The sequence below is a fragment of the Mesorhizobium sp. M0830 genome, from assembly GCF_040319965.1.
In the GTDB taxonomy this organism is placed as follows: domain Bacteria; phylum Pseudomonadota; class Alphaproteobacteria; order Rhizobiales; family Rhizobiaceae; genus Mesorhizobium.
In genome coordinates this window covers 1-23277 of sequence record NZ_JAMYOR010000081.1, presented here as the reverse complement: position 1 = coordinate 23277, position 23277 = coordinate 1, and the positions used below count along the sequence as shown (strand labels likewise).

21 protein-coding genes and 2 pseudogenes are annotated in these 23277 nt (G+C 59.5%); 12 read left to right on the top strand and 11 right to left on the bottom strand.

All coding sequences use genetic code 11. The annotated features are described in order from the left end of the window. Window positions 1-292: 292 nt before the first annotated feature. Window positions 293-562, bottom strand: coding sequence for a DUF892 family protein (locus tag NKI20_RS30405; protein ID WP_050589503.1), 270 nt, complete (start codon window positions 560-562; stop codon window positions 293-295). An 835-nt stretch (window positions 563-1397) separates the two neighbouring features. Between NKI20_RS30405 and NKI20_RS30400 the strand changes: the two genes are divergently transcribed. Further along, on the top strand, window positions 1398-1598 hold the full coding sequence (locus NKI20_RS30400; protein WP_023758490.1) for a hypothetical protein: 201 nt from the start codon (window positions 1398-1400) through the stop codon (window positions 1596-1598). Between the two features lie 321 nt (window positions 1599-1919). On the opposite strand, the gene NKI20_RS30395 is transcribed toward NKI20_RS30400, so the two are convergent. The 5 genes from NKI20_RS30395 to NKI20_RS30375 form a co-directional block, all read right to left on the bottom strand. Next, complete coding sequence (locus tag NKI20_RS30395; RefSeq protein WP_023758491.1) at window positions 1920-2402, bottom strand: DUF2269 family protein; 483 nt, start codon at window positions 2400-2402, stop codon at window positions 1920-1922. Then, window positions 2402-3688 carry an SDR family oxidoreductase gene (locus tag NKI20_RS30390; RefSeq protein ID WP_352487754.1) on the bottom strand — a complete coding sequence of 429 codons (1287 nt, stop codon included), beginning with the start codon at window positions 3686-3688 and terminating at the stop codon, window positions 2402-2404. Before NKI20_RS30390 ends, NKI20_RS30395 begins: the two co-directional genes overlap by 1 nt. After that, window positions 3685-5208 (bottom strand): FAD-dependent oxidoreductase, encoded by a 1524-nt coding sequence (locus NKI20_RS30385; protein WP_352837496.1) that lies wholly within the window; start codon window positions 5206-5208, stop codon window positions 3685-3687. Before NKI20_RS30385 ends, NKI20_RS30390 begins: the two co-directional genes overlap by 4 nt. Next, window positions 5205-5696, bottom strand: a complete 492-nt coding sequence (locus tag NKI20_RS30380; RefSeq protein ID WP_502898177.1) for a hypothetical protein — start codon at window positions 5694-5696, stop codon at window positions 5205-5207. The genes NKI20_RS30385 and NKI20_RS30380 overlap by 4 nt, the downstream gene beginning before the upstream one ends. Window positions 5697-5956: 260 nt before the next feature. Beyond that, window positions 5957-6187 carry a hypothetical protein gene (locus tag NKI20_RS30375; protein ID WP_084025303.1) on the bottom strand — a complete coding sequence of 77 codons (231 nt, stop codon included), beginning with the start codon at window positions 6185-6187 and terminating at the stop codon, window positions 5957-5959. A gap of 26 nt (window positions 6188-6213) precedes the next feature. On the opposite strand from NKI20_RS30375, the pseudogene NKI20_RS30370 reads away from it, so the two are divergent. Further along, a pseudogene (locus NKI20_RS30370) lies at window positions 6214-6670 on the top strand (transposase); the annotation flags it as partial. Between the two features lie 296 nt (window positions 6671-6966). On the opposite strand, the gene NKI20_RS30365 reads toward NKI20_RS30370, so the two are convergent. Continuing rightward, on the bottom strand, window positions 6967-8043 hold the full coding sequence (locus NKI20_RS30365) for an FAD-binding oxidoreductase (protein WP_352837490.1): 1077 nt from the start codon (window positions 8041-8043) through the stop codon (window positions 6967-6969). Between the two features lie 91 nt (window positions 8044-8134). Then, on the bottom strand, window positions 8135-8992 hold the full coding sequence (locus tag NKI20_RS30360) for a LysR family transcriptional regulator (RefSeq protein ID WP_023758498.1): 858 nt from the start codon (window positions 8990-8992) through the stop codon (window positions 8135-8137). A gap of 130 nt (window positions 8993-9122) precedes the next feature. On the opposite strand from NKI20_RS30360, the gene NKI20_RS30355 reads away from it, so the two are divergent. The 6 genes from NKI20_RS30355 (at window position 9123) to NKI20_RS30330 (ending at window position 15936) form a co-directional block, all read left to right on the top strand. Continuing rightward, on the top strand, window positions 9123-10205 hold the full coding sequence (locus NKI20_RS30355; protein ID WP_031259925.1) for an amidohydrolase family protein: 1083 nt from the start codon (window positions 9123-9125) through the stop codon (window positions 10203-10205). Between the two features lie 11 nt (window positions 10206-10216). After that, window positions 10217-10570: a Rieske (2Fe-2S) protein gene (locus NKI20_RS30350; RefSeq protein ID WP_023758500.1), complete on the top strand. Its 354-nt coding sequence runs from the start codon at window positions 10217-10219 to the stop codon at window positions 10568-10570. Window positions 10571-10688: 118 nt separating this feature from the next. After that, window positions 10689-12296: an ABC transporter substrate-binding protein gene (locus NKI20_RS30345; RefSeq protein WP_023758501.1), complete on the top strand. Its 1608-nt coding sequence runs from the start codon at window positions 10689-10691 to the stop codon at window positions 12294-12296. 91 nt (window positions 12297-12387) lie between these two features. Continuing rightward, window positions 12388-13434, top strand: coding sequence for an ABC transporter permease (locus NKI20_RS30340; RefSeq protein WP_352837485.1), 1047 nt, complete (start codon window positions 12388-12390; stop codon window positions 13432-13434). Then, window positions 13431-14315 carry an ABC transporter permease gene (locus NKI20_RS30335; protein ID WP_352837482.1) on the top strand — a complete coding sequence of 295 codons (885 nt, stop codon included), beginning with the start codon at window positions 13431-13433 and terminating at the stop codon, window positions 14313-14315. Before NKI20_RS30340 ends, NKI20_RS30335 begins: the two co-directional genes overlap by 4 nt. Further along, window positions 14305-15936 carry an ABC transporter ATP-binding protein gene (locus NKI20_RS30330; RefSeq protein WP_352837479.1) on the top strand — a complete coding sequence of 544 codons (1632 nt, stop codon included), beginning with the start codon at window positions 14305-14307 and terminating at the stop codon, window positions 15934-15936. Before NKI20_RS30335 ends, NKI20_RS30330 begins: the two co-directional genes overlap by 11 nt. 427 nt (window positions 15937-16363) lie before the next feature. On the opposite strand, the gene NKI20_RS30325 is transcribed toward NKI20_RS30330, so the two are convergent. Together NKI20_RS30325 and NKI20_RS30320 are read right to left on the bottom strand one after the other, a co-directional pair. After that, entirely contained in the window at window positions 16364-17281 is a 918-nt protein-coding gene (locus NKI20_RS30325; protein ID WP_023758506.1) for a membrane protein, read from the bottom strand. Window positions 17282-17835: 554 nt separating this feature from the next. Continuing rightward, window positions 17836-18129 carry a hypothetical protein gene (locus NKI20_RS30320; RefSeq protein WP_352727370.1) on the bottom strand — a complete coding sequence of 98 codons (294 nt, stop codon included), beginning with the start codon at window positions 18127-18129 and terminating at the stop codon, window positions 17836-17838. Between the two features lie 585 nt (window positions 18130-18714). On the opposite strand from NKI20_RS30320, the gene NKI20_RS30315 reads away from it, so the two are divergent. The 4 genes from NKI20_RS30315 (at window position 18715) to NKI20_RS30300 (ending at window position 23060) form a co-directional block, all read left to right on the top strand. Continuing rightward, on the top strand, window positions 18715-18999 hold the full coding sequence (locus NKI20_RS30315) for a hypothetical protein (RefSeq protein WP_023758508.1): 285 nt from the start codon (window positions 18715-18717) through the stop codon (window positions 18997-18999). A 409-nt stretch (window positions 19000-19408) separates the two neighbouring features. After that, window positions 19409-20281 (top strand): ferritin-like domain-containing protein, encoded by an 873-nt coding sequence (locus NKI20_RS30310; RefSeq protein ID WP_352837475.1) that lies wholly within the window; start codon window positions 19409-19411, stop codon window positions 20279-20281. An 83-nt stretch (window positions 20282-20364) separates the two neighbouring features. Continuing rightward, a complete protein-coding gene (locus NKI20_RS30305) occupies window positions 20365-21897 on the top strand; it encodes an FAD-dependent oxidoreductase (RefSeq protein WP_352837472.1) in 1533 nt (510 codons plus the stop codon). A 53-nt stretch (window positions 21898-21950) separates the two neighbouring features. Then, the gene (locus tag NKI20_RS30300; RefSeq protein WP_352837469.1) at window positions 21951-23060 is read left to right on the top strand and encodes a LysE family translocator; all 1110 of its coding nucleotides are present in this window, start codon (window positions 21951-21953) and stop codon (window positions 23058-23060) included. A 30-nt stretch (window positions 23061-23090) separates the two neighbouring features. On the opposite strand, the pseudogene NKI20_RS33835 reads toward NKI20_RS30300, so the two are convergent. Further along, window positions 23091-23201 (bottom strand): annotated as a pseudogene (locus NKI20_RS33835) (hypothetical protein); the annotation flags it as partial. Window positions 23202-23277: the final 76 nt, after the last annotated feature.

The following is a 23277-nucleotide window of genomic DNA, read 5'->3' as shown; positions in this document are numbered from 1 at the left end:
AGGCGGTCCTCGGACGCTGGGGGCTCAACGTCGTGGCTGGGGACGATGAGGATCCGCAGCAGAGCTTGGCAGCTTTTCTCAGCAAGATCGCCGAAGCAAGTTGACGGCGCAGGCGATCTGGCGCGGCGCGTTGTCGACATTCATGCATGGGGTAGCATCTGCTCCCATGGATCGTCCTGCCGTCATAGATCTCCCAATCCTGTTCAACCCGCTCAGCGCGGCAGGTAGGTCCCGCCGCACCATACTGGCCGGTCGCGCTCCGTCAGCCGATCGAAGCAACCTCGGCGGTAGATCAACGCTTGGCGTTCTCGCTCTCTGTATCAGCCCGAGTAAAGAACTGCTTGGTTGTCGCGGGAAGATGGTTTTTCAGCCAGTCCGCCATCGCGACTTCCTCGCGCAGGTTCTCCTCGCAAACATGCGCGCCTTCCGTTTCATCGAGCGATTTCGCAGCGACGATAAGGATCGTGTAGGAGGCGATTTCCATATACTCGAACGTATAGCTTGCAAGCGATCCCTTCATGACCTCGTCGCCAGCGATGATGCCGCTCAGCGACTGTGCCATCGCAGTCAGCGATCCCGTTCAAGCTTGCAAACGCAGGTATTGTTCCTGAACGGCCGGGTCGCAGAACAGATGTCAGAGCCGCCGCGGCCTGCGTTGGCGGTCTCTTGCCGGTCCGTGCCGCCCTTCACCCGGGGATCGCCGGCAGTCTGGAGTTGCGGAAGCATCTCTGTAGACGACTGCGCCGTTGGCGGAGATCGTCACTGTTTCGCGTCGGCATCGCCTGCGTCCCGGGCAGCACGTGCCCCGCGAAGCTATGTGTTTGCCGAGCAGCTTCGCGTTTTGCCGTCCGTTTCGCGAACTCAACCCGTTGCTGAGGCGCCCTGAGAAGGCTCAAGAGCTCGCTGGGCGTTCTCGTCTGGAATCGCATCAAGACATCTGCCGCTTTGCGTTCATCGCCAAACGTCCACAAAGGCCCTCGGCAGAGCCTCCATATTCGGAAACATAGCCATACGTGCGCTGAACCTTTGCTCCTTCGCGAAATGCAGGCGCATGGAACTTCAAGCCATGTCCCAGGTTACCTATGGAGTTTTGCAGCGTTCGGGATCAAGCCATGACCTCTACAGACAATTCTCCGGTTGGCATGTCATCCGCCCCCAAAAAATCCGGCGGCAGAACCAGTTCAAAGAAAGCCACACCTTCGCCAGCCACGGAGAAAATCTCCGGCGCAGGTCCAGCGGCTGCGGAGCACTCAAAAGACGCCAAGGCGCCGAGGCGCGGCCGTCGGCCTGGAGCCTATGTCAAGGATTAGCCAGACGTCATCACTAAAACAGGGATGGTGGAGCTTCGGTCTTGCTCCCAACTGGTCGCCATTCCCACAATGGCAGGAGGATTTTCTATGCAGATGATAGAAGCTGTCGTCAGCCGGGACCAGGCTCCGGTCGTCGAATTTCGCGGGGAGGGAGGCGAGTGCATCACCGTCACACTGCAGGCCGATCAGACGCTTACGGATGATGAACTCGTCGCAAAGGCAAAGGTGATGATGGTCCAGGTCGCTCAGTTCGGGATGGACCAAACTGAGCGGCGTAGCCACAACTGACGGGGTCGCCGGCCGAACAGCTATACACTCTGGAATATCAGGCCAAGGGACGGCTTCGCTCGGTGGGTGGACTGCGTATCCGAGCCTGGATGCCGTTGCCGCTGAATGTCGACGATCGACCGAGGATCTGTGGCAGGACGCGTTGCCGCGCGGCGAAGCACCGATAGGATGGGCAGTAGGAGCAGCGATGCGCAAGGCGTGCTGGTTGCCGAGAGTTGATTTCGCCGAACTTACGAGAGAGCGGTGATCAGGCCGGAGTTTCCCCTGACATGCGCAACGACATTGGGTGAGGTCGGTTGCCGCGGTAAAGCGGCGACGGGGCTACAAGGCCAGCCACTCGATTGGCGGGCGCGCAATCATCAGCCAGAAGATGGCGAGCACAGCCGCAAAGGCTGGAAAGCCGAAGGCAAACCAGAGCCTGAACAACTGACTGTAACGCTCAGGCGGGGGTTGATTGGACGTCGCGGCCTTTATGGCGAGATTGCGCATCTCGATCTGCATCCACACCACGGGCAGCCAGAGCAGGCCGATGGCAAGATAGAGCAGGATCGAAAGAACGATCCATCCTTCAGCAAGCGAATACCCCGCATACTGGGCGAGAGCTATCCCGGTCACAGGTTGCGCGATAACGGCCGTAGCCGTGAACAGAAAGTCGGCGAGTACGACGATGCGGGCGACAGCCGCGATGGTCCCGGCGTTACCGGTCCGGTGTGCCACGAGCATGAAAAAGGCAATGCCGGCGCCAGTCCCCAACAGCACAGCCGCACCGATGACATGCAGATACTTGAGCACGAAATAGACCATCAGCGTTCCTCCAGGATCGCCAGCGCGACAAAATGCAGAACCAAAATCGGCAGGATCTTCATCAGCGGGCCGAGCGGGTCGTTCCAGAGCTCCGGCCGCAGAATGCTCCCAGCGGTCGCATAGAAAAGCGACACCGCGATTGCACCGAAGAGACCAAGCCGGCTGGTCGGGCGCCAGGCGATCAGCACGCCGACGATCATGTCTGCCAGCGCCCCGGCGACGACGGCCGGTCCGGCCAGCGCGCCGACTGCTGTGTCAATCAGCAACTCAACTCCGCTGCGCCAGCCGGTGGTGAGGGAAATGATGCCGGTCATGATCCAGAAGAAGGGTAGCACGACGAAGATCGCCGGCTTGACGAGGTAGAGACCAGCGAACCATCGTTCCTGCACCGTGGCAGGATGAAGGCTGAGAGCGGTTGCAAGACTTGACGGTTGAATGCCGGTCGCCGCTATCCACGGCTGGGGATCACCGACCGCGCCCCGCGCGATCTCCTTTGCGGCATTGCTGCGCATCGGCGGACGCCAGCCGAGCTGAGCCGCCGCATCCCCAACCCGGTATAGGATTGCTGCGGCCCAATTGGGCAGGATGAATTCCCGGGCGCTGTCCCATCCGAACCAATGGCGGTAGCAGGCAACGACCTCGTTCATAGAAAGCGCTTCAGGCCCAGCCAGCTCCAGAGTGAGGCGCGTTGGGCTGTCGGGCCTGAGAAAGAAGAGAACGGTGGAGATCACGTCGTCTAGCTGTACGACCTGAAGACGACCAGCGTCGGGCATCACAGGCAATAGTGGCAAAGCAGCGAGACCACGAAAAAGCGCGCTTGCGCCGAACGCCGGCCTCCCCAACACAACCGAAGGGCGCAGAATGACCCAGTCGATATCGCGCGCCATCATGGCCTCATCGCCAGCAAGCTTGCTGGCGGAGAAAGCGGATGGCTGCTGGCGATCGACGCCGATAGCCGAGAAGTGGATGACCTTTTTCACTCGTGCCTGTTCACACGCGGCAAAGAGTGCCGAGGCGCCGCCTGCATGGACGTGCTGGGTATTCTCACGAAGGCTGTCCTGCAGAACGCCGGCGCAGTTCACAACGGCATCGACACCGGCAAGATGATGGATCCAGTCCTGCGCCCGCAGCGCATTTGCCATGTCTAGCAGGATGGGAGTGGGCCCTGTGAACGGGCCAACACTGGGGCGATGGAGCACACGAACGACGTCATGTCCCTCGGCCGCCAGGCGCGCGCAAAGCGCGGCTCCAATCAGACCCGACGCGCCGGTGACCAGGACCCTCATTCCGCGTGCCCGGCATTTGGCGACGCCCGCGGCTCGAGCGGTCTCGTTGCGGGGCCGGAAAGAACCTCACCAGCTTCATCGAAGCGGGACCCATGGCATGAGCAGTCCCACGTCCGGTCGACCGGGTTCCACCCGACGACGCAGCCGAGATGCGTACAGATTGCGGAGCGGGCGGTGACCGTACCGTCGTGCGCCTTCCTGATCGCCAGTTGCTCTCCGTCGTGCTCGACCACACCGCCTTCTCCGAGGGCGATCTTGTTGATATCCACCGTTCTTGAACCCAGGAGCCGTTCGGCCACCAGATGAGTAGCCGTCTTGACGTTCTCCGATATGAACGTCGGCCCGCCGCCGAGCGGCTTGATACGGGTCGCGTCGAAGATCTCGGCCGCAGGATGGGGTTGGCCGAGAAGCTGCGACGCAAGGATTTCCCCTGCGACGGCGCCTTGTGTGATGCCCCAGGCGTCGAAACCGGTGGCGACGAGAAGGTCCGGTTTTGAAGAACTCGCCACGCCGACGAAGGCCATTCCGTCCACCGACCGGAAATCTTCGTTTATCCAAAGGTGCGACGGTTGGTTAATAGCGAATGTTGTCTCGAGGAAGGCCAGCATGTCAGCGACGGCGCGATCCGCAGCCTCGCGGTCTCCGGTCTTGAATTCGCCGCCGGCGGCCACAAGAAAGCGCTTGCCGTCACGGTTCGCTGTGCGAAACGAATGAGACGGGCTGCCGGCGCTGATGAACATGCCGTCCACTGTTGCATGTTCGGCCAGTGATGCTGCCGCGACCGGATGCGCAAATGGGAAGGCCTTGGCAAAGAAGAGTCCGTCTCCGATGATGGGCATCTGCGTGGTGACGATGACCTTACCGGCGGTCACAATACCGCCAGCCAGAGTCAACTGATAAGGCCCGTCGCCTGCAATCTCAACAACGCGGCTGTTCTCGAAAACGGAAATGGTGCTCTCGCTCACCAGGCGGGCCAGCCCGCAAATATAAAGATACGGGTCGAATTGATATTGGCCCGAAAAACGGAGCGCTGCCGTCGCCCTCACGGGCAGCTCCGCATCGGACAGGAATTCGGCGGGCAATCCAAGCGATGCGGCGGCGTCGGCCTCACGGCGTAACCTATCCGCCTGTTGTTCGTCTTCAGCATAGATGAAGGCAGATTTGGCTTCCAGCTTGGCCTTATCCACCATAAGGGAGCACTGTGCAGCGATCTCCTCCTTGGCCTTTTCATTCGCGTCGGCGTAAAGCTTCGCGCCTTCGCGGCCGAAATTGCGAATGAGGGAAGCGTATTTGAGCCCATGCTGGGATGTGACCTTGGCGGTCGAGCGGCCGGTGGCCTGCTGGCCGATCTGGCGCGCCTCAAGAACCGCGACCTTCAGACCCGAGCTACGCAGCAGACAGGCAGTGTGCAGGCCCACGATGCCCGCGCCGACGATTACGACTTCGAAGTCATGGTTGCCCTGCAAGGCGCCGAATGAAATCTCGGGCTCTCGATCGAGCCAAAACGGGACCGGCTTCATCGACCAGGTCCTCTCTCTCGCCTTTCCAAGACTGACAGTTCGGCGTCCGAAGGCCTGCCGAACGCTTCGGCTTCGGCGGCTTCCAACTCGCTGAGCGATTTCGCGAGCACGGTACCCCACACCATGTGCGCAGCGATCATCAGCAGATTCCTCCCTGCAGGATGACGCCATGCGGGGGCAAGAATTCCCGCTGCAGGAATCCAACCCAGATAACTGGCCGCCCACACGCCGAGGCCAAAGAGTGTGCCGCTGCCGCGACGCCGAGGCAAAATGGCGAAAACAGCGCCAGTCATGGCGCCGAAGCCGAAGTGAGCCAACAGAGTATTCGCTCGCGCCTGCCCTTCATCGCCCCCGAAGTTCAGGCGATCGACAATTTCGCGGGGCGGCAACGGGTAGCGACTCGTCTCGTTCAGCAAGCCATGGGATCGCCGCATGGCACTGGTCATCGCCACCGATGCCGCAAGGCCGGCCAGAGCTCCCAACATCATATGTCGCAACAGCATTCTCCTGACGCAATCTGTCCAACGGAGTTGCGGGTTGATTGTTCCTTGGGGTGTATTTCGATCGGGAACGAACAAGCTCACGCGTGACAAATGGGACGTCCGGAGAAGCCGTAGCAATGGGGCTGATGATGGCGTCTCACTGCTGAAGCGGTCGACCTCTTAGTTAGGAATGCCTCCGCAAGATCCGACAATTTCGACATGCGTACGGCCGAGCCGTTCGGCGTCTCCATAAGCGGTGAACCGTCCTATCCAAGCACGTCGGCGACGATACCCAGCCTGCGCGCTTCATCGGCATGAATATAGCAGTTGGTGGTCGCCCGTCGGTAGAGCTCGTCGGTAATGAGAGAACTGCCCTCGACTAATTCCTTGAAGCCCTCAATCTCTAGCTGTTCGGCCGTTTCGAGCAGGGCGAGCTGTTCGCGCGCGATCTGAATGCACGATTTCATGGGGCGGTTCAGTTCAAGGCTGGTCTCCATGCCCCTTTATGGAGGAATACGGATACCGCTCCTCGCCAATGAGGGTGGAGCTGGCCAACCGGGAGAGCCATTCGAGTTGGCGCGAGTTCGTGACAGGGCTCAAGAATCGCGGGCTCGCCGGCGTCGAGTTCGTCGTCTCCGACGACCATTTGGGGCTCAGGGCGGATTGCCAAATGGCAGGCCAAATATCCGAAGCTGGTCAACTGGGTGGAGGACAACATCGAGGAGACGCTGAGCTTCTATCGGCTGCCGCTTGCCCATCATAAGCACATGAAATCGACCAACATGCTGGAGCGGCTGAACCAGGAGATCAAACGGCGCACCCTGGTCGTGCGCATCTTCCCCAACCCGCAGAGTTGCCTGCGGCTGGTTCGGGCGCTGGCGGTCGAGATCCACGAGAACTGGCTCGAGGCGACCCGCTATCTCAACATGGATCATCTGCGTGAGCACAAGAAGGAGAGCCTGAGGGCCTTGGCCGCCTGAGCACCGTCATGTGTCCGCCGCTCCGCTAAACACGGGAGCTGCGCGGCGGACACGCCGACGTCACAAACGGACTGGCAGCTTCGAGTGCGGGTTGTAAGAAGCGGACATTCAGGCGCTCCCGTGGACTGCCCTCGATCTGACACTCGCGTCCACAGGTGCGCGGTTGGCAAACCGGAAACTGAGGCAGAGAGGGGGCGGCCCGACGCCCACCTCGACGACAGCGGCGGTTTCTTGTTTTGAAGCACCATGGATGCCAATGCGTGCCTCGGCCGTCTTCAATGCTCGATGACACTCAGTTAAATGTCGAGCAAAACCGTTCCTTGTGGGCGGCTGCAACATGCCAGGACATAGCCGGCCGACTTCTCTTCAGCGTTCAGTCCGCCTAGGTCGTCCATCGCAACTTCGCCGGATAGTTTGGCTATTCGGCACGTTCCGCAAACGCCCTGCTGGCAAGCGGTCGGGATGTAGATGCCACAATTCCGTGCCGCCTCCAGCAGGGTCTCTCCGGGCGTGCATTGATACTCCAGGCCCGAGCGGGCGAAACGGACCGAAGACGGAACCGCTGAACCCATTTCCGAACGCGAACCGTTGCTGCCTCCGAAACTCTCCTCGTGATACTGGGCCGGCGGGAGGCCAATTGCGTCAAGACAGGCGCGTGCCGTCTTCATGTATCCTTCGGGCCCACAGGCAAAAACGGTGCGCTTGAGGAGATCGGGAACCAGGCTCAGCAGCATCCGACCACCCATTCGGCCGGTTGAACCCGTCCAAGCGGGACCTCCCTGACTGCAAATCAAAGTCACTTGAACGTTGGGAAAGCGAGCGGCAAGTGCTTCCAGTTCCGATCGGAAGACGATGTCGCCTGGCGTTCTCGCACTGTGAATGAAGCGGATCTCCCTGTCATCCGCGCGATCGGTAAGTGCACGCAGCATGGACATAACCGGAGTCACGCCGCTACCGCCCGAAAGGAAAACGGGTTTCTGAGCCGGCAACTCATCAAGATTAAACGAACCGAGCGGCCCTTCGATCTCGATCTCGCTGCCTGGCCTCACATTGTCATGGAGCCAGTTGGAAGCAAGCCCGCCTGGCGTTCGTTTCACCGTGATCTGAAGATCAAGCGGTCGAGTCGGCGGTGATGATACAGAGTAGGAGCGCGTCATCGCGGCACCGTTAATCCTGAGATGCACGAGAACATACTGGCCGGCGCTGAAGCAGAACATCCGATCTGCGGCAGACGTGAGAACGAATGTCTTCACATCGTGCGTCTCGTTGATTACGCGACGGCAGAGCACAACATCTCGCGTCTTTTGTGTCCATTGCCGCTGACGCGACGTGGGCACGATATCGGATGCTTGGATGGAAGCGTATGCGTTCATTGTTCGGCTCGGCTTTGCGGTCGAGCGAACATGCCAGTTCTTATCCCATAAAACAGCAGTATAAACCCAACGTTATGATCGGCAATTTCGATTAAACTTCCAGCGACATAACGGCGAGATGGAGAGCTCGGATGCCTTTGCGAATGATCGGTTCGTGTTTGCGACGTGCCAGTATTGCCGTGTGAACTGGCTGGTGCAGCGTCGGCGCTCCTTCAACGAGGAACGATGGAAGCTCGGCGGTGAACCGGCGCGCATCATCGCTACGCATGTAGCAAGTGCCGCCCGTTCGCCGAAGCATGATCTCCGCCAGCGTTTCCGATCCGGTCGAAAGTCGACAGATCGCCAATTGAGCCAGCAGCTCCGCGTGCGTTTTCTCCAGCAGAACGGTGTAGCCTGGGCGGATGTAGGTGTCAGGATCAACATCCGACAGCGTTCTGGCGGCAGTCGAAACCATCACATATTCCTCGACCATCAGGTGCTCGTAGGCGATCTCGGGCAAGTAGCGAGGGGCATAAAGCACCGCGATATCCAGGTTTCCCATGCTCAAGTCGCTGACCATCTGGTTCGAGTAATCCGACTCGATATGAATCGAGGACTTCGGAAGGACCTGGCACAGTGTCTCGACCCACCCGGGTAGGACTGAGCGGGTCATGCCCACTTGGGCGGCAACGCGCAAGGTGCCTTCGAAACGGTTGAACGCGCGTACGTCGTGGCGAGCTTGCGACCAGGTCGAGAGCAGAGACCTGGCGTAAGCTTCGAACCGGCGTCCCGCGGCAGTCGGCTCTGCCCCGGCGCGTCCACGCTGGAACAGTTCGGACCCGATTGCGCTCTCCAGGTTCTTGATGCGGGTGCTGATCGTCGATTGGGTCAGGCCCAACCGATCCGCGGTCCGATTGAAATTTCTCGACTCGACGATATCGAGAAAGGTTTCGATGTGATCAAGCTGCATTGAACCCTCGATCGAAAAACTCGATCATATTGGCACGTTTCATAAGCTTGATCAAACGACAGCCAAGGCGGAAGCTGCACCAGTCAGCGATCCGGCAGCATCGCCGGACGAGGCTACGGAGCGGAACAAAGTGTTTATAATCGACTGCGATTGTCATAATTACTGGTCAAGCGCCACGGTATTGCAGCCCTACCTTTCCGGCCTCTGGAAGGACATGTTCGTCGAAGGCGAGAAGACAGGTCCCGTTGGGGCCTTCCCCCACGGCCATCGTCCCTGGTTTCATCCGCAGGATTTCTCCCGCAAGGACGTCCGTCCGAAAACCGAAGCCGATAACTATCTCATTATGAAAGAGAAGCACCTCGACAAGTACAAGATCGACGTGGCGATCCTGACGGGTGATGAGCCGATCGAGGCGTCAACCCTCGCCAACCCCTATTATGCCAGCGCCTTGGTCAGCGCCTACAATGACTACCAAATCGATCAGTGGCTGCCGAAGGACGACCGTTTCATGGGCTCGATCATCATCGCGCCACAAGATCCAAAGCTCGCCGCCGCCGAAATACGTCGCCTTGGCAATCACCCGCGCATGGTGCAGGTGCTCGCTTCCCAAGGATCCGTCAAGCCGTATGGCGACCCGTTCTACCACCCGATTTACGAAGCCTGCGCTGAAGTAGGATTGCCCTTCGCCATCCATCTGGGCGGCCATGGCGGAGTGAATTCAACTGCCATCGCTCCTGCCCCAACGACGTTCTTCTGGGAGACCCACGCTATCCTCCACATGTCGGCAATCTCGCACGTGGCCAGCATGATCGCGCATGGCGTCTTCGAGAAATGGCCGGACCTCTATTTCGTGATCATCGAGTGCGGCGTCGCTTGGGTCCCATCGGTACTCTGGCGCCTGGACGCCGACTACAAAGCGCTGCGCAAGGAGACGCCATGGCTGAAGATGCTGCCGTCGGAATATTGCAGGCGCAACATCCGCTTTTCCACGCAGCCGCTGGAACAGCCCGCAAACATCCAGCATCTGTGGTCCACGCTTGAGGCGATGGACGGCGAAAATACGCTGATGTTTGCGTCCGATTATCCCCACTGGGATTACGACGATGCAAACACGCTGCAGATCCCTCCTGCCTGGAAGAGCAAGATCATGGGACTGAATGCGCTGGAGGTCTACAAGCGCATCCCGCGCGCGCAAGCGGCGAATGCCGCCTGAGGAACCATGTGATGCCCGAAAAGACCTACATCTGCCGCGTCGACGAAATCGAATCCGGGTCTCCCTTTATCGCCAAGATCCGCAGCCTTTCGGTTGGCGTTTTCCGCGTCGGGGATTCATTCCACGCGCTGCTGAATGTTTGTCCGCACCGCGGCGCTCCACTTTGCGAGGGACCGCAGTGTGGAACGACCGCGCCCGTCGAACAGGCGCAATTCATCTATCATCGCGAAAACGAGATCGTCCGATGTGCCTGGCACGGCTGGGAATTCGACATCAAGTCAGGTGAGGCCTTGGTCGATCCGACCGTTCGCGCTCGCACATTTCCAGTCACCGTGGAGGCCGGCGGCATCTATGTGACGGCCTGATTGGCGCAAAACCGATTGGGATTGGAAAATTCGAAGGAAAGGTGGCCGCAGCAAACTAGCAGATTTGCAGGTGTTTTGACGAGAAATAACGCGGAGAACTCCGCAATGGGAGAGTCGAATGTCAGAATCTGAATACAAGCTTGGTATCGCTCGAAGCCTGATCGGTGGCGGCAATGTTTCCCGCCGCGACTTCATTCATCTTGGCCTGGCCGCTGGCCTGACCGTCGCCGCCGCCGACAAGCTGTTCGTGAGCACGGCGCGGGCCGAACCGATGCAGGGCGGGTTCGCCAAGCTCGGCATGGCTCACGGCGCGACGACGGATTCGATCGATCCGGCCGGCTACCCCGATACGTTCACACAAACCGCATTTTCGGGCTCGCTGTCCAACAGCCTCACTGAGGTCGACGCCAAAGGCAATGTCCAACCGGACCTCGCCGAGAGCTTCGAATCTTCGGATGGGGCCAAAAACTGGGCCTTCAAGCTGCGCAAAGCCGCAACCTTCCACAACGGCAAGACCGTGACGGCGGATGACGTCGTGACCTCATTGCAATATCATATGGGCAAGGACACCAAATCGGCGGCGAAGTCGCTGTTGGAGTCCGTCGCCGAGATCAAGGCGGACGGCCCGGAAACGGTGGTCTTCACGCTTAAGAGCGGCAACGCCGATTTCCCTTACATTATGAGTGACTACCATCTGGTCATCATGCCAGCCAAGGACGGCAAGGCGGATTGGGCCTCAGGCGTTCGCACGGGCGCTTTCGTAATCGAGAACTTCCAGCCCGGCGTTTCGGCCAAACTCAAGCGCAATCCGAACTACTTCAAGAACGGCAAACCATACCTCGACGAGGTGGAGTTCATCGCCATTACAGATCTTGCCGCTCGCATGGCGGCATTGTCTACGGGGGAGGTGGACTATATCGGCCGCGCCGACTTGAAGACTCTCGGCATGCTCAAACGCAATCCCAAGGTGGAAATCGTCGAAGTCACTGGCTACGGTCACTATACCTTGCCGATGAATGTCACGATGGCCCCGTTTGATAATCCGGACGTGCGAATGGCCCTGAAATGGGCGATCAATCGTCAGGAGATCGTCGACAAGATCTTTCTCGGCCACGCCACCGTGGCCAACGACAACCCGATCGCGCCAGCGATCAAGTTCGCCAAGGATCCGCAACCGCAGCACAGCTTTGATCCGGAAAAAGCCAAGCACTACCTGAAAAAGGCCGGAATGGAGAACCTGAAAGTGGATCTCTCGGTCGCCGATGCCGCTTTTGCAGGCGCGGTGGACGCGGCTTCGCTCATTCGCGAGACGGCAGCCCAATGTGGCATCGACGTAAATGTCGTGCGTGAGGCCGAGGACGCTTATTGGGACAATGTCTGGCTTAAGAAACCCTGGTGCGCTTCCTATTGGAGCGGTCGAGCGACGGCCGACTGGATGTTCACCCAAGCCTTCGCCGCGGACTCCAGCTGGAATGAGTCGTTCTGGAAAAATCCCCACTTCAACGAATTGCTTGTCCAAGCGCGCGCCGAGACGGACGAGGTGAAGCGAGCGGCGATGTATGCGGAGATGCAGCAGCTAACCCACGATGATGGCGGCAGCATCGTGCTGGTCTTCAACAATTTCGTCAGCGCTCAATCCAAAAAGCTCGCACACGGCGAAGTGGCGCCCAATTGGGAGAACGATGGACTGAAAATGGCCGAACGCTGGTGGATCGCCACTGCATGAGATGGCGGGCCGGAGCCGCGTTGACTGTGAGGCTCCGGTTGGCTTCCCTGGCTGTTGCAAGGGCTGCCGCCCAAACAGGAAACGCACGCCCATGACCCCTGTCGCAAGAACAGTTCTGGAGCGGCTTGGGCTCGGCCTGATTACTTTGTTCATCGTGTCCATCATTATCTTCTCTGCGATCGCGATGCTCCCCGGCGACTTCGCCAAGGCCACGCTCGGGCAATCGGCGACGTCCGAAACGGTCGCCGCATTCCAGCGAGAAATCGGCATCGATCGTCCACCTGTCGAACGCTATTTTGTCTGGGTCGCGCAGATGCTCCACGGTGACTTCGGCTCCTCGTTTGCGAGCCGCACCGGATACCGGCGTAGCGTGGCCGAGATCATCGCGCCACGGCTATACAATACGATGTTCCTCGCAGCGGTGACTGCGCTGGTCGCAGTCCCGCTGGCCCTGGGGCTTGGCATTCTTGCCGCTCTGTACCGCAACGGCTGGTTCGACCGGCTGGTGAATGCTGTGACGCTGACAACCATCTCGTTCCCGGAGTTTTTCGTCGCCTATATGCTGGCCTACCTGGTCATCTCGCGCGACACGTTCATCGGATCCGATTTCGCTCAATCGCTGCCGCATTGGCTGGCAGCCTCACTGGGCTGGGCACTCAATGCTGTTCCCAAATTTCCGACATTGTCGAATGTGAACGAGCAGACGCCGTTTTGGGATCACGTCTGGAAAGTGGCCCTGCCGGCAATCACCCTTACGCTCGTCATCGTGGCCCATATGATGCGCATGACCCGAGCGGCCATCATCAACATGCTGGCAAGCCCCTACATCGATATGGCGCGCCTCAAGGGAATGTCCCCGATGGTGATCGTGCTGAGGCATGCCCTGCCCAATGCCTGGGCTCCCATCGTCACCGTGGTGGCCTTCAATCTGGCGTATCTCATCGTTGGAGTGGTCGTGGTCGAGGTCGTGTTCGTGTATCCCGGCATCGGTCAGTTGATGGTTGATGCAGTGAAATCCAGGGATGTTCCGGTCGTTCAGGCCTGCGCCCTGATTTTCGCCGCGACCTACATCCTGCTCAATCTGATAGCCGATATTATCTCCATCGCCACCAACCCCAGGCTCTTGCATCCACGATGACCAGCTTCGAACCTATCGCGGCGATTCAAAGGCTGAGGCGCTCGCGTGCCACCCGAGCGAAAACGGCCCTGAAGAAGGCACCCTTCAGCGCATGGTTCGGGATCGTCGTGATCGTCGGCTACGTTTTTGTTGCGGTCTTCGCGCATTGGATCGCGCCATACGGGGAGACTCAGGTCTTCAGCGAAGCCTTCGCGCCGTGGAGCCAGGAGTTCAAATTGGGAACCGATCAGCTCGGCCGCGACATGCTCACCCGCTTGATCTACGGTGCGCGCAACACCATCGCTATTGCAGTCGCGACCACGTTGCTGTCCTTCGCGGTTGGCGTCTCGCTCGGTCTTCTTGCCGCGTTGCACAGGGGATGGCTCGACCAGATATTGTCGCGTGCGGTGGACGTGTTGATGTCAATCCCAAGTCTGATCTTCGCGCTGGTGCTGCTGTCGATCTTCGGCTCGTCGATCACCAGCCTGATTGTGATCATTGCCCTTCTTGATTCCACCCGTGTCTTTCGGCTTTCTCGCGCCGTTGGGCTTAACGTGGCCGTGATGGAATATGTGGAGGTGGCGCGATTGCGCGGCGAAGGCGCGAGGTGGATCATCGCCAAGGAAATCCTTCCCAATGTAATGCCGCCGCTGGTCGCAGAGTTCGGCTTGCGATTTTGCTTCGTATTCCTCACCATCGCGGCGCTGTCCTTTCTCGGCGTCGGTATTCAGCCACCGACCGCCGATTGGGGTTCGATGGTGCGCGAGAACGCAACCCTGATCACTTACGGAGACGTCACGCCGCTCCTTCCGGCCGGCGCGATCGCTCTCCTTACGGTGTCAGTCAATTTCGTCGTGGACTGGTTCCTGCACGCAACAAGCGGGTTGCGGGATGAAAAATAGCGGTCCAGGCCCGCGCGAAAAAGGAAAGGATCTACTGCAGATCCGCAATCTGCATGTGGAGGGGTTCTCGGACGAGCGGTGGCATCCCATTGTGCGCGGGATCGATCTGACGCTGAAGCGGGGGGAGGTTCTGGGCCTGATCGGCGAGTCAGGCGCCGGCAAGTCCACCATTGGCCTTGCCGCAATGGGTTATGCCAAGCCGGGCTGCCGGATCACACAAGGCTCGATCTTGTTCGACGGGATTGATCTTCTGGCAGTCAGTGAAACAGTGCGCCGTCGCCTCAGGGGCTCCCGCATCGCCTATGTCGCGCAAAGCGCGGCGGCCTCTTTCAACCCGGCCCACCGGCTGTTGGAACAAACCGTCGAAACTGCGGTGGCGCATGGAATTGCCAGCCGGGAAGAGGCAAACCGGAGCGCCGTCGATCTTTATCGACGTCTTCAGCTCCCAGACCCGGAGACAATAGGCTTTCGCTATCCTCATCAGGTCTCCGGCGGGCAGTTGCAAAGAGCAATGACCGCAATGGCTATGGCTTGTCGTCCGGACCTCATAGTGTTCGACGAGCCAACGACCGCGCTCGATGTGACGACGCAGGTCGAAGTTCTTGCCTCCATTCGCAACATCGTGGAGGAATTCAATACGGCCGCAATCTACGTGACGCATGACCTGGCGGTGGTAGCGCAAATGGCGCACCGCATTATGGTTTTGCGCGACGGGCTCACTGTGGAGGAGGCTGAAACACGGCAGATGCTCGCTGCGCCTGCCCAGGAATACACCAAAACACTGTGGGCTGTGCGCAAGCTCGCGAAGCCCGAAGTTGCGGCCGAAGAGTATCTGCTGACGATAGACCACGTTACCGCGGCCTATGCCCGAACCGTCAAAGTGCTCCAGGATGTCTGCATCAAAGTTCCACGCGAAAGAACGGTGGCTGTGGTCGGCGAGTCCGGCTCCGGGAAGTCGACCCTCGCTCGGGTCGTCACCGGCCTTCTGCCATCGCTTTCGGGATCGATCTCTTTTGCCGGCCAGCCCTTTTCAAAGAGCTTGAAGATGCGCCCGAAGGAGGTCCTGCGCCGCATACAGATGATTTATCAAACGCCTGATAACGCGTTAAATCCGCGCCAGACGGTCGAAGACATCATAGCGCGACCGCTTGAATTCTACCTCGGCTTTAGCGGCGCGCAGCGGGATCGCCGGATCGGCGAACTTATGCATATGGTCGAGATGAGCGAAGCTTACCTGGACCGACTGCCGGCCGAATTGTCGGGTGGCCAAAAACAGCGCGTTTGCATTGCCCGGGCGCTTGCGGCCGATCCGGATCTCATTATCTGCGACGAGATTACGTCCGCGCTCGACCAGATCGTGCAGGAGGAAATCCTAAAGCTCCTCATGCGCCTGCAAAAGGACTTCGGCATGAGCTACCTCTTCATCACTCACGACATTGCCACCGTACGGGCGATAGCCGACGAAATTGTCGTCATGCACCAGGGCAAAGTCGTTGAGCAGGGTTTGAAGAGCGAAGTTCTTACGCCGCCGCATCCGGCTTACACCGAAAGGCTCTTGTCGTCCGTACCGGAAATGGATCCGGACTGGCTCACAACGCTGCTGGCCAAGCGGAAAATCTGATAGGATCGCAAGGTGGACAGGAAGAGAAACCCGTCCACCAGGCACCTGCCGTGCGTCCTGCTGCCAGAACACCCCGCGACCGCTAGGCCGCATAGCACTGGGACGGAGAGATGCCGCACGATCATCACCCGCCTGTGCGTTCGATCGTGAGTTTTTTCCCACGTGAGAGCGCGACCAGCAAGACGGCACGATCGTCGCCGCTGCGCCGACTGCACCCAGCGCGGTCGCGTATTTCAGGCAAATGAATCTTGGCCCGTTCTGAGCGATGGCATGCCCCAGCAGTAGGTCGCGATTGCCCGTCAATCCGATAAAGATCATCGTCAGTGACGTCGCCTCATTGCTCCTCGGCTTCGATCACCTCATTGGTTCGTCCGGCATAAATTGAGCCGTGACGCCAAACCCGCCGCCGGCCGATGCGATCCGGACTTCAACGGGTCAGAACGAGGGCTTCCTCCTCGTCGCGCTGCTTGCCACCGTACACTGCTGCAACGCTGGCTATGAAGGCGCCGACAACCATCGACAATGCGCCTATAAGTGCGAAGGACGCAGTGGCTTTCCTTGCTGTATCGGCCGCCTGCTTGGCCTTGGCCTTGGTGTCGTCGACTTTGGCGATCACCGCATCCACTCGAGCCTTCGCATCGGCCTCCGACAGGCCTGTGCGGGCGGCGACGAGTTGCGCCAGATAGGCCTTGTCCTCAGGCGATATCTGGCCATTTGCCGCCCCCGCCAGCAGGATTCGCGTCGCCTGTTCCGTAGCGGTGGCGCCGTTCTGTTCATTGGCGGGCGCTGCGGCGGGGGTCGCCGCGCGGAACAGAGAATCCACAAAATAGCCGGTCCAGATGCCAGAAGGTGGGGCACCTGTCGTAGCCGCATTGGCGGCTGCTGTCGTTGCCCCCGTCGCGGCGCCTGACGCCACGGAGGAGGCAGCCTGCACACCCGTGCCCAGCGCCGCCGAAAGAGCCGAGCCCAGCACGCCGGCAACAAGCAATGTTGCCAGCGCCCACGCAAGGAAACCATGCGCGGTGTCACGAAAAAAGACTTCGTCAGTGTGGACATTTACCCACTTGGTGCGCAGCCGGCCGGTGAGATAGCCGCCTAAGCCAGCTGATAGCCATTGAACGACGACAAGCCAGGCAGCCGCCGAAACCGCGAAGGTCGTGGTCGAAGCGCTCGCTCCGGTCCAGGGCGAAACCATGGTCAGTCCTAGACCGGAGCCGACCAGCATCAGAATAACCGTCAGCGTCGAGGCCGCGAAAGCGCCCGCGACGATCGGCCCCCAGCTGACGGCCGATGAGGATGACTCAGTGACCGGCGTGATGTCTGTCGATGAAACCACGGTTCCCATTTTCACCCCCTACCGCGCAAGAAGCATAATCAGAATGATGATTGGGATCGGCACTCCAAGCAACCAAAGCAAGATACCTCGACCCATAACTACCTCCTTTAAAAGGTGCTGAGACGAAGTAACAATTCTCCATGAAGGTTTTCGTTCCAAAGCTGCCGCTGGGCATTATGCGGCAACTCTCCTGCGCGAGACTGGTCCAGGCACGCAAGTTACCCGGCTGACGGCAAGCGGTGCGTTGTCGTGGAATCTGCCCCTCGATACGTGCGGAGTTTACCGCGCCTGTGTCGCGGCGCCTTGGCTGGGCCCGTCATTGTTTTGGTGGGCAATAAGACTCAATCGTTCGGAAAGTTCCAGGGGCTTGAGGCTGTTCAGGAGGTTAGGCATAATAGAAAGGCTGTCCTGCGCGGACCGCGTTACCCATAGCCTCCATCGCATTCGGCTCGTAGGCAGCGATCGAGAAGTTCCCAGGTAGGCGTTGGGACACGCCGCAGGCACAAACTAAACGTGCCTTCGTCACCGCCCTATCGTGGTTTCGCGTAGTGAGGTTGCGCGAGCTACTCGCGCACGGTTACCCGCGATGTCGCTGAGACCTCGGCAATGGAATCAATATCGACAGTGACAAGACCGCATCCGTCGATACGAACGGTGACTTTGCCGTCCTCTTGATCGACGCGCGTGGCGAAACCACTGATTTCGACTTTCTGGCCTACCTTGGCCTTCTGCGGCGTGTCGATGGCAAGCGGGAAATTATAGGTCGGCACACTAACGCTCGAAACGCCGTCCTCCATCACCTTCAGGATGGTGGCCGATAGCGTGATCTCATCTCCGACTTTCGGTTTTCGCGCCATTCAAATCGCTCATGGTCGTGATTGTGATTGAAACATGCAACTCAGCTGAAATGTTCCCGACCCTGCTCACTGCCATTGGATTAATCGAGTCATTGCTAAGTTTTACTCAAAATGCCATCGCTGGATGTCCCCTCAAGCCCCAGCAAGCCGACGCGGCCTGCGTCCCCAAAGGTTTAGAGCGTGCCGGCTTCCCTATCGCGCCAGCACACCTTGTGGGCTGCGCGAAGGCGTTCCACACCGGTCGGCCAAGCCCGTTCCCTCAAGGGCTAGAAGCCTCCGCACGACGACGACCAGTAGCTGAAGAGGACGAAAAGCCCCGCCATAGAGAGCGAGCTGCGCCGAACTCTTGAAGCGGTCAAATCCATGAGGTTTAGACCCTCGTGGGTTGTATGGGAGCCGTCTGCATCAGGCTTGCCTAAGTGCGCGCCCTGGCCGTCATGAAACGTCAGGCGAGGCCGTCTCCGGTCAAGCTTTTCGCTAGCAAGACGTTGCTAAAATATACGTTATCGACGCCGGAACCAGGTGTGTCAAGCGCACGTTGCTTCGTGCAGTCACGACAAGCTTGTTGACCTGAAGGAGGTTAAAATGAGCATGAAACTTCTCGTTGCTGCAATCGCGCTCGCATCGATGGGGGGTGTTGCGATGGCTGGTTCCACAACCGGCACATCCGCGCTCGACGATCCTGCCAAAATGTCGCCGTTCTTCACCGATGCCGGTATGAAGACATTGAGGTCCGAAAAGGATTTCAAGACCGCGTGGACGGCCATGAAACCCGACGAACGAACGGCGGTGTTGAAAGACTGTGGCGACACCACGCTTAACAAGGCGCATGCGGAATTTTGCGCAATGGCCAAGAAGATGGGCAGCTAAAATAGCGCTGCCAACCACCGAAGACGAACATTAAGTCCGGCTTCGGTGGTCGTGAATGGATGGCGTGCTTCGTCGGCGATTGCCCAGCGCCGTTGTTCCTGCGTCGCTGTTCAAGCCGATTGAGTTGCGAGACTGATCGGCAGCATCACCATTGAGTGGATGCGCGACAGGGCTCGCTGGGGTGTAAGAGCCGAAAGTGGATGAGCAGTTACCTGTTCCACGCGGTCGGACGCAGCCACCATGCTGATCGCAGCCTGACCATTTCGAAAGGATAGCGCCTCGACGACCTGCCTTGCCTCTGGGGCGGGAGATCTGGGTCTTCTCGGAACATTAGGCATTTAGCGAAGTTTGGTTGGACGGCTCGCTCTTGGGGCCAAAACGATGGCCAGGCGGGCTTTGGGAGGAAGCTATGATCGATGTCACGCCTTCGCTTCACGTCTGTCGCCGCCGGGCACTGCAAATTGGCCTGGGAGCAACCCTCGCTTCGACCATCGGCCTTGCTCCGGCTTCGCCTGCTTTTGCGCAGGATGGCGTCAAGGACGAAGACATTTTCCGCTTTGCACTCAACCTCGAATACATGGAGGCGGAATACTATCTTCGGGGTACCACAGGAAAAGGCATCGACGATTCAGATGCCGGTTCCAAGCCCGGCGATGTCGTTGGCGGCAAACAAGTTTCCTTCGAAACGCCCGCGCTCGGTGAATTCATGCGGGAAGTCGCGGAAAACGAACTTGCCCATGTTAGGTTTTATCGCAAGACGCTTGGGTCGGACGCCGTCGACCGGCCGGCAATCGATTTTGATGCCGGCTTTGCTGCAGTCGCGAAGGCTGCGGGCCTGAGTGCGGATTTCGACCCCTTTGGCAACCAGATGAATTTCGTGCTCGGCGGCATGCTGTTTGAGGATGTGGGTGTAACGGCCTACGCTGGAGCGACAACCGTTCTAAAGAACAAGCAGTTCCTGGCTGCTGCAGCTGGTATTCTCGCGGTCGAAGCTTACCACATGGGAATGGCGCGGTCTTCGCTCTATCGCATGGGCGAGAAGGCCTGGAAGGCTGCCAATGCCATTTCCGACGCGCGGGACAAGATCGACGGGCCTGACGACAAGGACCAAGGCATCTATGTCGACGGCAAAGCCAACTTCGTTCCTTCGACGCCAGACGCGATCGCCTTCACAAGAACACCGCAAGAGGTGCTGCGCATTGTCTATCTGACTGATCAACCCGGAGTGAGCAAGGGCGGTTTCTACCCCAACGGGATGAACGGAACGCTCAGGAGCACTTAAATGATGGAAGCTGTCGGACACGCAGAACCTGATTGTCGTCGGCAGATATCCCCTTCATCCGTTTTCGTTCCGATGAGAGCGCGATGAACGTCAGCGGCGAAGCGACGAAATCTTTGTGGGCGCTTGACGCGAGCTTGCCCACCGCTCCCCGTCTTGAGCAAAACGAGAAATGCGACGTGGCCGTGATTGGGGCTGGCATCGCCGGGATCTCGGTTGCCTACGAACTGGCACTGGCGGGACGCAAAGTGGTGCTCGTGGATCGTGGACCCTTGCTCGGCGGCATGACCTCGCGCACGACCGCCCATCTGGCGCCCATCTGCGACGACGGGTTGAGCGCGCTGGTCGAGATGCGTGGCGAAGCTCTGGCGCGCGGCTTTCAGGCAAGCCAGCGAGCCGCGGTCGACCGGATCGAACAGCATGTCGCCAGCCTGGAAATCGACTGCGATTTCCGGCGACTGGAGGGGTTCCTTTTCCCCGCCGCATGGATGGACGAGAAGGAGGCCGCCAGACGATGCAACGAAGAGTATGCGGCTGCGGCAAAGACGGGCGTCGAAGTCGAGCGTGGCAAGGGCGTGCCGCTCAAGGGTCATGAATCGGCGCCCGTCCTGCGCTATCCGGGCCAGGCCACTTTCCACCCGCTGAAGTACCTGCGCGCCCTGCTTGCTGATTTCAAGAAGCGAGGCGGCAAGGCCTTCGCCGACAGCGCCGTCGTCGAAATCAAGGAGGGGAAGCAAATTCGCCTCAAATGCGACAGCGGCTCAACCATCACGGCTTTGAACGCGGTGTTTGCAACCAACTCTCCGATCAACACTTGGGTCAAAATCCACAGCAAGATGGCGCCCTATCGCACCTATGCGATGGCTTTCGAGATCGCCGGGGGAATTCTCCCGGACGCGCTCTACTGGGATATGGACGACCCCTATTATTACGTCCGCCTCAGCCGCGGGTCTGGTAAGACCGACTGTCTCATTGCGGGCGGTCGCGATCATAGATCGGGCGAGACGGACGATGGCGAGGCGCGCTTTGCGGCGCTCGAGGCCTGGATCAGAGCGCTGGTGCCCGATCTTGGTGCGGAAAGAGCGAGATGGTCAGGTCAGGTTCTCGAAACCATTGACTATTGTGGCTTCATCGGCCGCAGCCCGGGCAACGGCAACGTCTTCATCGCCACCGGCGACTCCGGCCAGGGCATGACGCATGGCGCATTGGCCGGGCGCCTGATCCGCGATCTGATCGTCGACGGATCGAATCCCTGGGAAGCCGTCTATGCTCCCGACCGGACGCCGCCCGCTGCCTTTACGCATTACATCAATGAGAACCTCACGACCGTGAAGAATCTCGCCGGTTACTTGCTACCCGGCCAGATCAAATCGGCCAGGGATCTCAAGCCCGGCGAAGGCGGCGTCCTTCAGGACGGCTTGAGCAAACTCGCCGTGTGCCGCGACCGCGCCGGCAAGTTGCACAGGCGGTCAGCCACTTGCACACATCTTGGCTGCATCGTGCACTGGAATTCCACCGAGCAATGCTGGGATTGCCCTTGCCATGGCTCGCAGTTCGCGCCGGACGGGACGGTACTTAACGGCCCAGCGACCCGAGCTCTGGCTCAGCCGAAGTCATAATGCCAAACGTCAGAGGCGGATCAGCCGGACGGCATAAGCCAGCTTGTTGTGGCGTGCTCTTTTTGCTCGTTTGTGCGGACAAGCCGTGTTTCGCCGATTGGTCCTGGCTGCATGCCGCGGACTCTCAGGCAGTGAAGGCACGGTATGTCGAGCCGGTTTTGTTCGATCAATCCCTCGCTGGTCTGTTCGAAATGGCTCCTCCGATAGTAGCCGCATTTCAGATTGATCGGGGCCTGGATTGCGAACGCAACTCCTTGGCGCTTGGCGACAGCGCATGGAAGAGCAGCTGGCGCCTTCGCTCGCACCCTTGCACGCGCTATGGCCAAGCAGACAGCGCCAGCGTTGGAGCTTTCGATGATGCCTTATATCGGCACTGCGGCCGTTTTCCCCGCGAACGTCTTCCGTTCTTTCAGCGCACGATCCCGCCGAAAGACCGCCTGCATGTCAGACAAGGTCACGATGTGCTGCCGTTGACCAGCGGTGCACGCATCCTAGTTGCAGTCATCGGCGTTCGAGAGGAACATTCCGTGCATCCTGGCCTCTGGATAGCATTCGTCGGAACGATCATCGCACTGCAGATGCCACCGGGGCCGGACAGCATGCTTGTGATGGCGCGCGGAATTGGGCAGGGGCGTGGAGTTGCGCTGTTCACTGTGCTGGGGATGACCGTCGGAGCGGGCATGGTGCAACTGCCCCTTATCGCGCTTGGCCTCACTACTCTCATTAGAGCTTCACCGCTCGCGTTCGCTGCGCTCCAATGGATGGGAGCGGCCTATCTCATTTGGCTCGGGCTTCGGCTGATTTTCACAGCCGCGCATGTCCCTGCCCAGCACGATGGGAGGTCGCCCGGGCACCTTGCGGCGGCAGGCGAAGGCATGATCGCCAATCTAATCAATCCTTGGCCCATCACTTTCATGGTTGCGTGCCTGCCCCAGTTCGTGGACCCGCATGGAAGCTCTATTACGCTCCAACTCTTGTTGCTGGGGGCCACTCAGAAATTGACGGGCGTGCTCGTGTTGGGCACTTATGCCATGGCTTCGGGCAGCATAGGGACGTGGATCACGGCGCGTCCCCGCGTAAGGCTTTGGCACCAGCGGATCGCGGGCTTCTTCATTGTCGGCCTCGGGCTCCGAATGGCCTTTGGTGGTGGAGCAAGCCGTTGAATGTAACGCTGCCGAATTGCGCCGGAGACCCTACAAGGAACATTTTCTCTTCGCCTCGAATGTCCTGCGGGCCTCCTGAGCGGGCATGTCGGCTTCCACAGCAGCCAAGCAGGTTTCCACCGCCTGTTTCCTTAGCAGGCTTCTCTGATTGGGGTCGGTGAGGTCAAGCGTTTCCTGTCTTTTTTCCGGACCATGTCGCCCCGCGGGTCACTCGCTT

What these genes read in the sequence shown, in the direction of transcription:
- NKI20_RS30395 (WP_023758491.1), bottom strand. Translation starts at nt 2,402, where the DNA reads ATGGTCTATTTCGTGCTCAAGTATCTGCATGTCATCGGTGCGGCTGTG.
- NKI20_RS30305 (WP_352837472.1), top strand. Translation starts at nt 20,365, where the DNA reads ATGAACGTCAGCGGCGAAGCGACGAAATCTTTGTGGGCGCTTGACGCG.
- NKI20_RS30325 (WP_023758506.1), bottom strand. Translation starts at nt 17,281, where the DNA reads ATGGGAACCGTGGTTTCATCGACAGACATCACGCCGGTCACTGAGTCA.
- NKI20_RS30365 (WP_352837490.1), bottom strand. Translation starts at nt 8,043, where the DNA reads ATGAACGCATACGCTTCCATCCAAGCATCCGATATCGTGCCCACGTCG.
- NKI20_RS30315 (WP_023758508.1), top strand. Translation starts at nt 18,715, where the DNA reads ATGAGCATGAAACTTCTCGTTGCTGCAATCGCGCTCGCATCGATGGGG.
- NKI20_RS30390 (WP_352487754.1), bottom strand. Translation starts at nt 3,688, where the DNA reads ATGAGGGTCCTGGTCACCGGCGCGTCGGGTCTGATTGGAGCCGCGCTT.
- NKI20_RS30340 (WP_352837485.1), top strand. Translation starts at nt 12,388, where the DNA reads ATGACCCCTGTCGCAAGAACAGTTCTGGAGCGGCTTGGGCTCGGCCTG.
- NKI20_RS30335 (WP_352837482.1), top strand. Translation starts at nt 13,431, where the DNA reads ATGACCAGCTTCGAACCTATCGCGGCGATTCAAAGGCTGAGGCGCTCG.
- NKI20_RS30345 (WP_023758501.1), top strand. Translation starts at nt 10,689, where the DNA reads ATGTCAGAATCTGAATACAAGCTTGGTATCGCTCGAAGCCTGATCGGT.
- NKI20_RS30360 (WP_023758498.1), bottom strand. Translation starts at nt 8,992, where the DNA reads ATGCAGCTTGATCACATCGAAACCTTTCTCGATATCGTCGAGTCGAGA.
- NKI20_RS30320 (WP_352727370.1), bottom strand. Translation starts at nt 18,129, where the DNA reads ATGGCGCGAAAACCGAAAGTCGGAGATGAGATCACGCTATCGGCCACC.
- NKI20_RS30385 (WP_352837496.1), bottom strand. Translation starts at nt 5,208, where the DNA reads ATGAAGCCGGTCCCGTTTTGGCTCGATCGAGAGCCCGAGATTTCATTC.
- NKI20_RS30330 (WP_352837479.1), top strand. Translation starts at nt 14,305, where the DNA reads ATGAAAAATAGCGGTCCAGGCCCGCGCGAAAAAGGAAAGGATCTACTG.
- NKI20_RS30375 (WP_084025303.1), bottom strand. Translation starts at nt 6,187, where the DNA reads ATGGAGACCAGCCTTGAACTGAACCGCCCCATGAAATCGTGCATTCAG.
- NKI20_RS30380 (WP_502898177.1), bottom strand. Translation starts at nt 5,696, where the DNA reads ATGATGTTGGGAGCTCTGGCCGGCCTTGCGGCATCGGTGGCGATGACC.
- NKI20_RS30310 (WP_352837475.1), top strand. Translation starts at nt 19,409, where the DNA reads ATGATCGATGTCACGCCTTCGCTTCACGTCTGTCGCCGCCGGGCACTG.
- NKI20_RS30350 (WP_023758500.1), top strand. Translation starts at nt 10,217, where the DNA reads ATGCCCGAAAAGACCTACATCTGCCGCGTCGACGAAATCGAATCCGGG.
- NKI20_RS30405 (WP_050589503.1), bottom strand. Translation starts at nt 562, where the DNA reads ATGGCACAGTCGCTGAGCGGCATCATCGCTGGCGACGAGGTCATGAAG.
- NKI20_RS30400 (WP_023758490.1), top strand. Translation starts at nt 1,398, where the DNA reads ATGCAGATGATAGAAGCTGTCGTCAGCCGGGACCAGGCTCCGGTCGTC.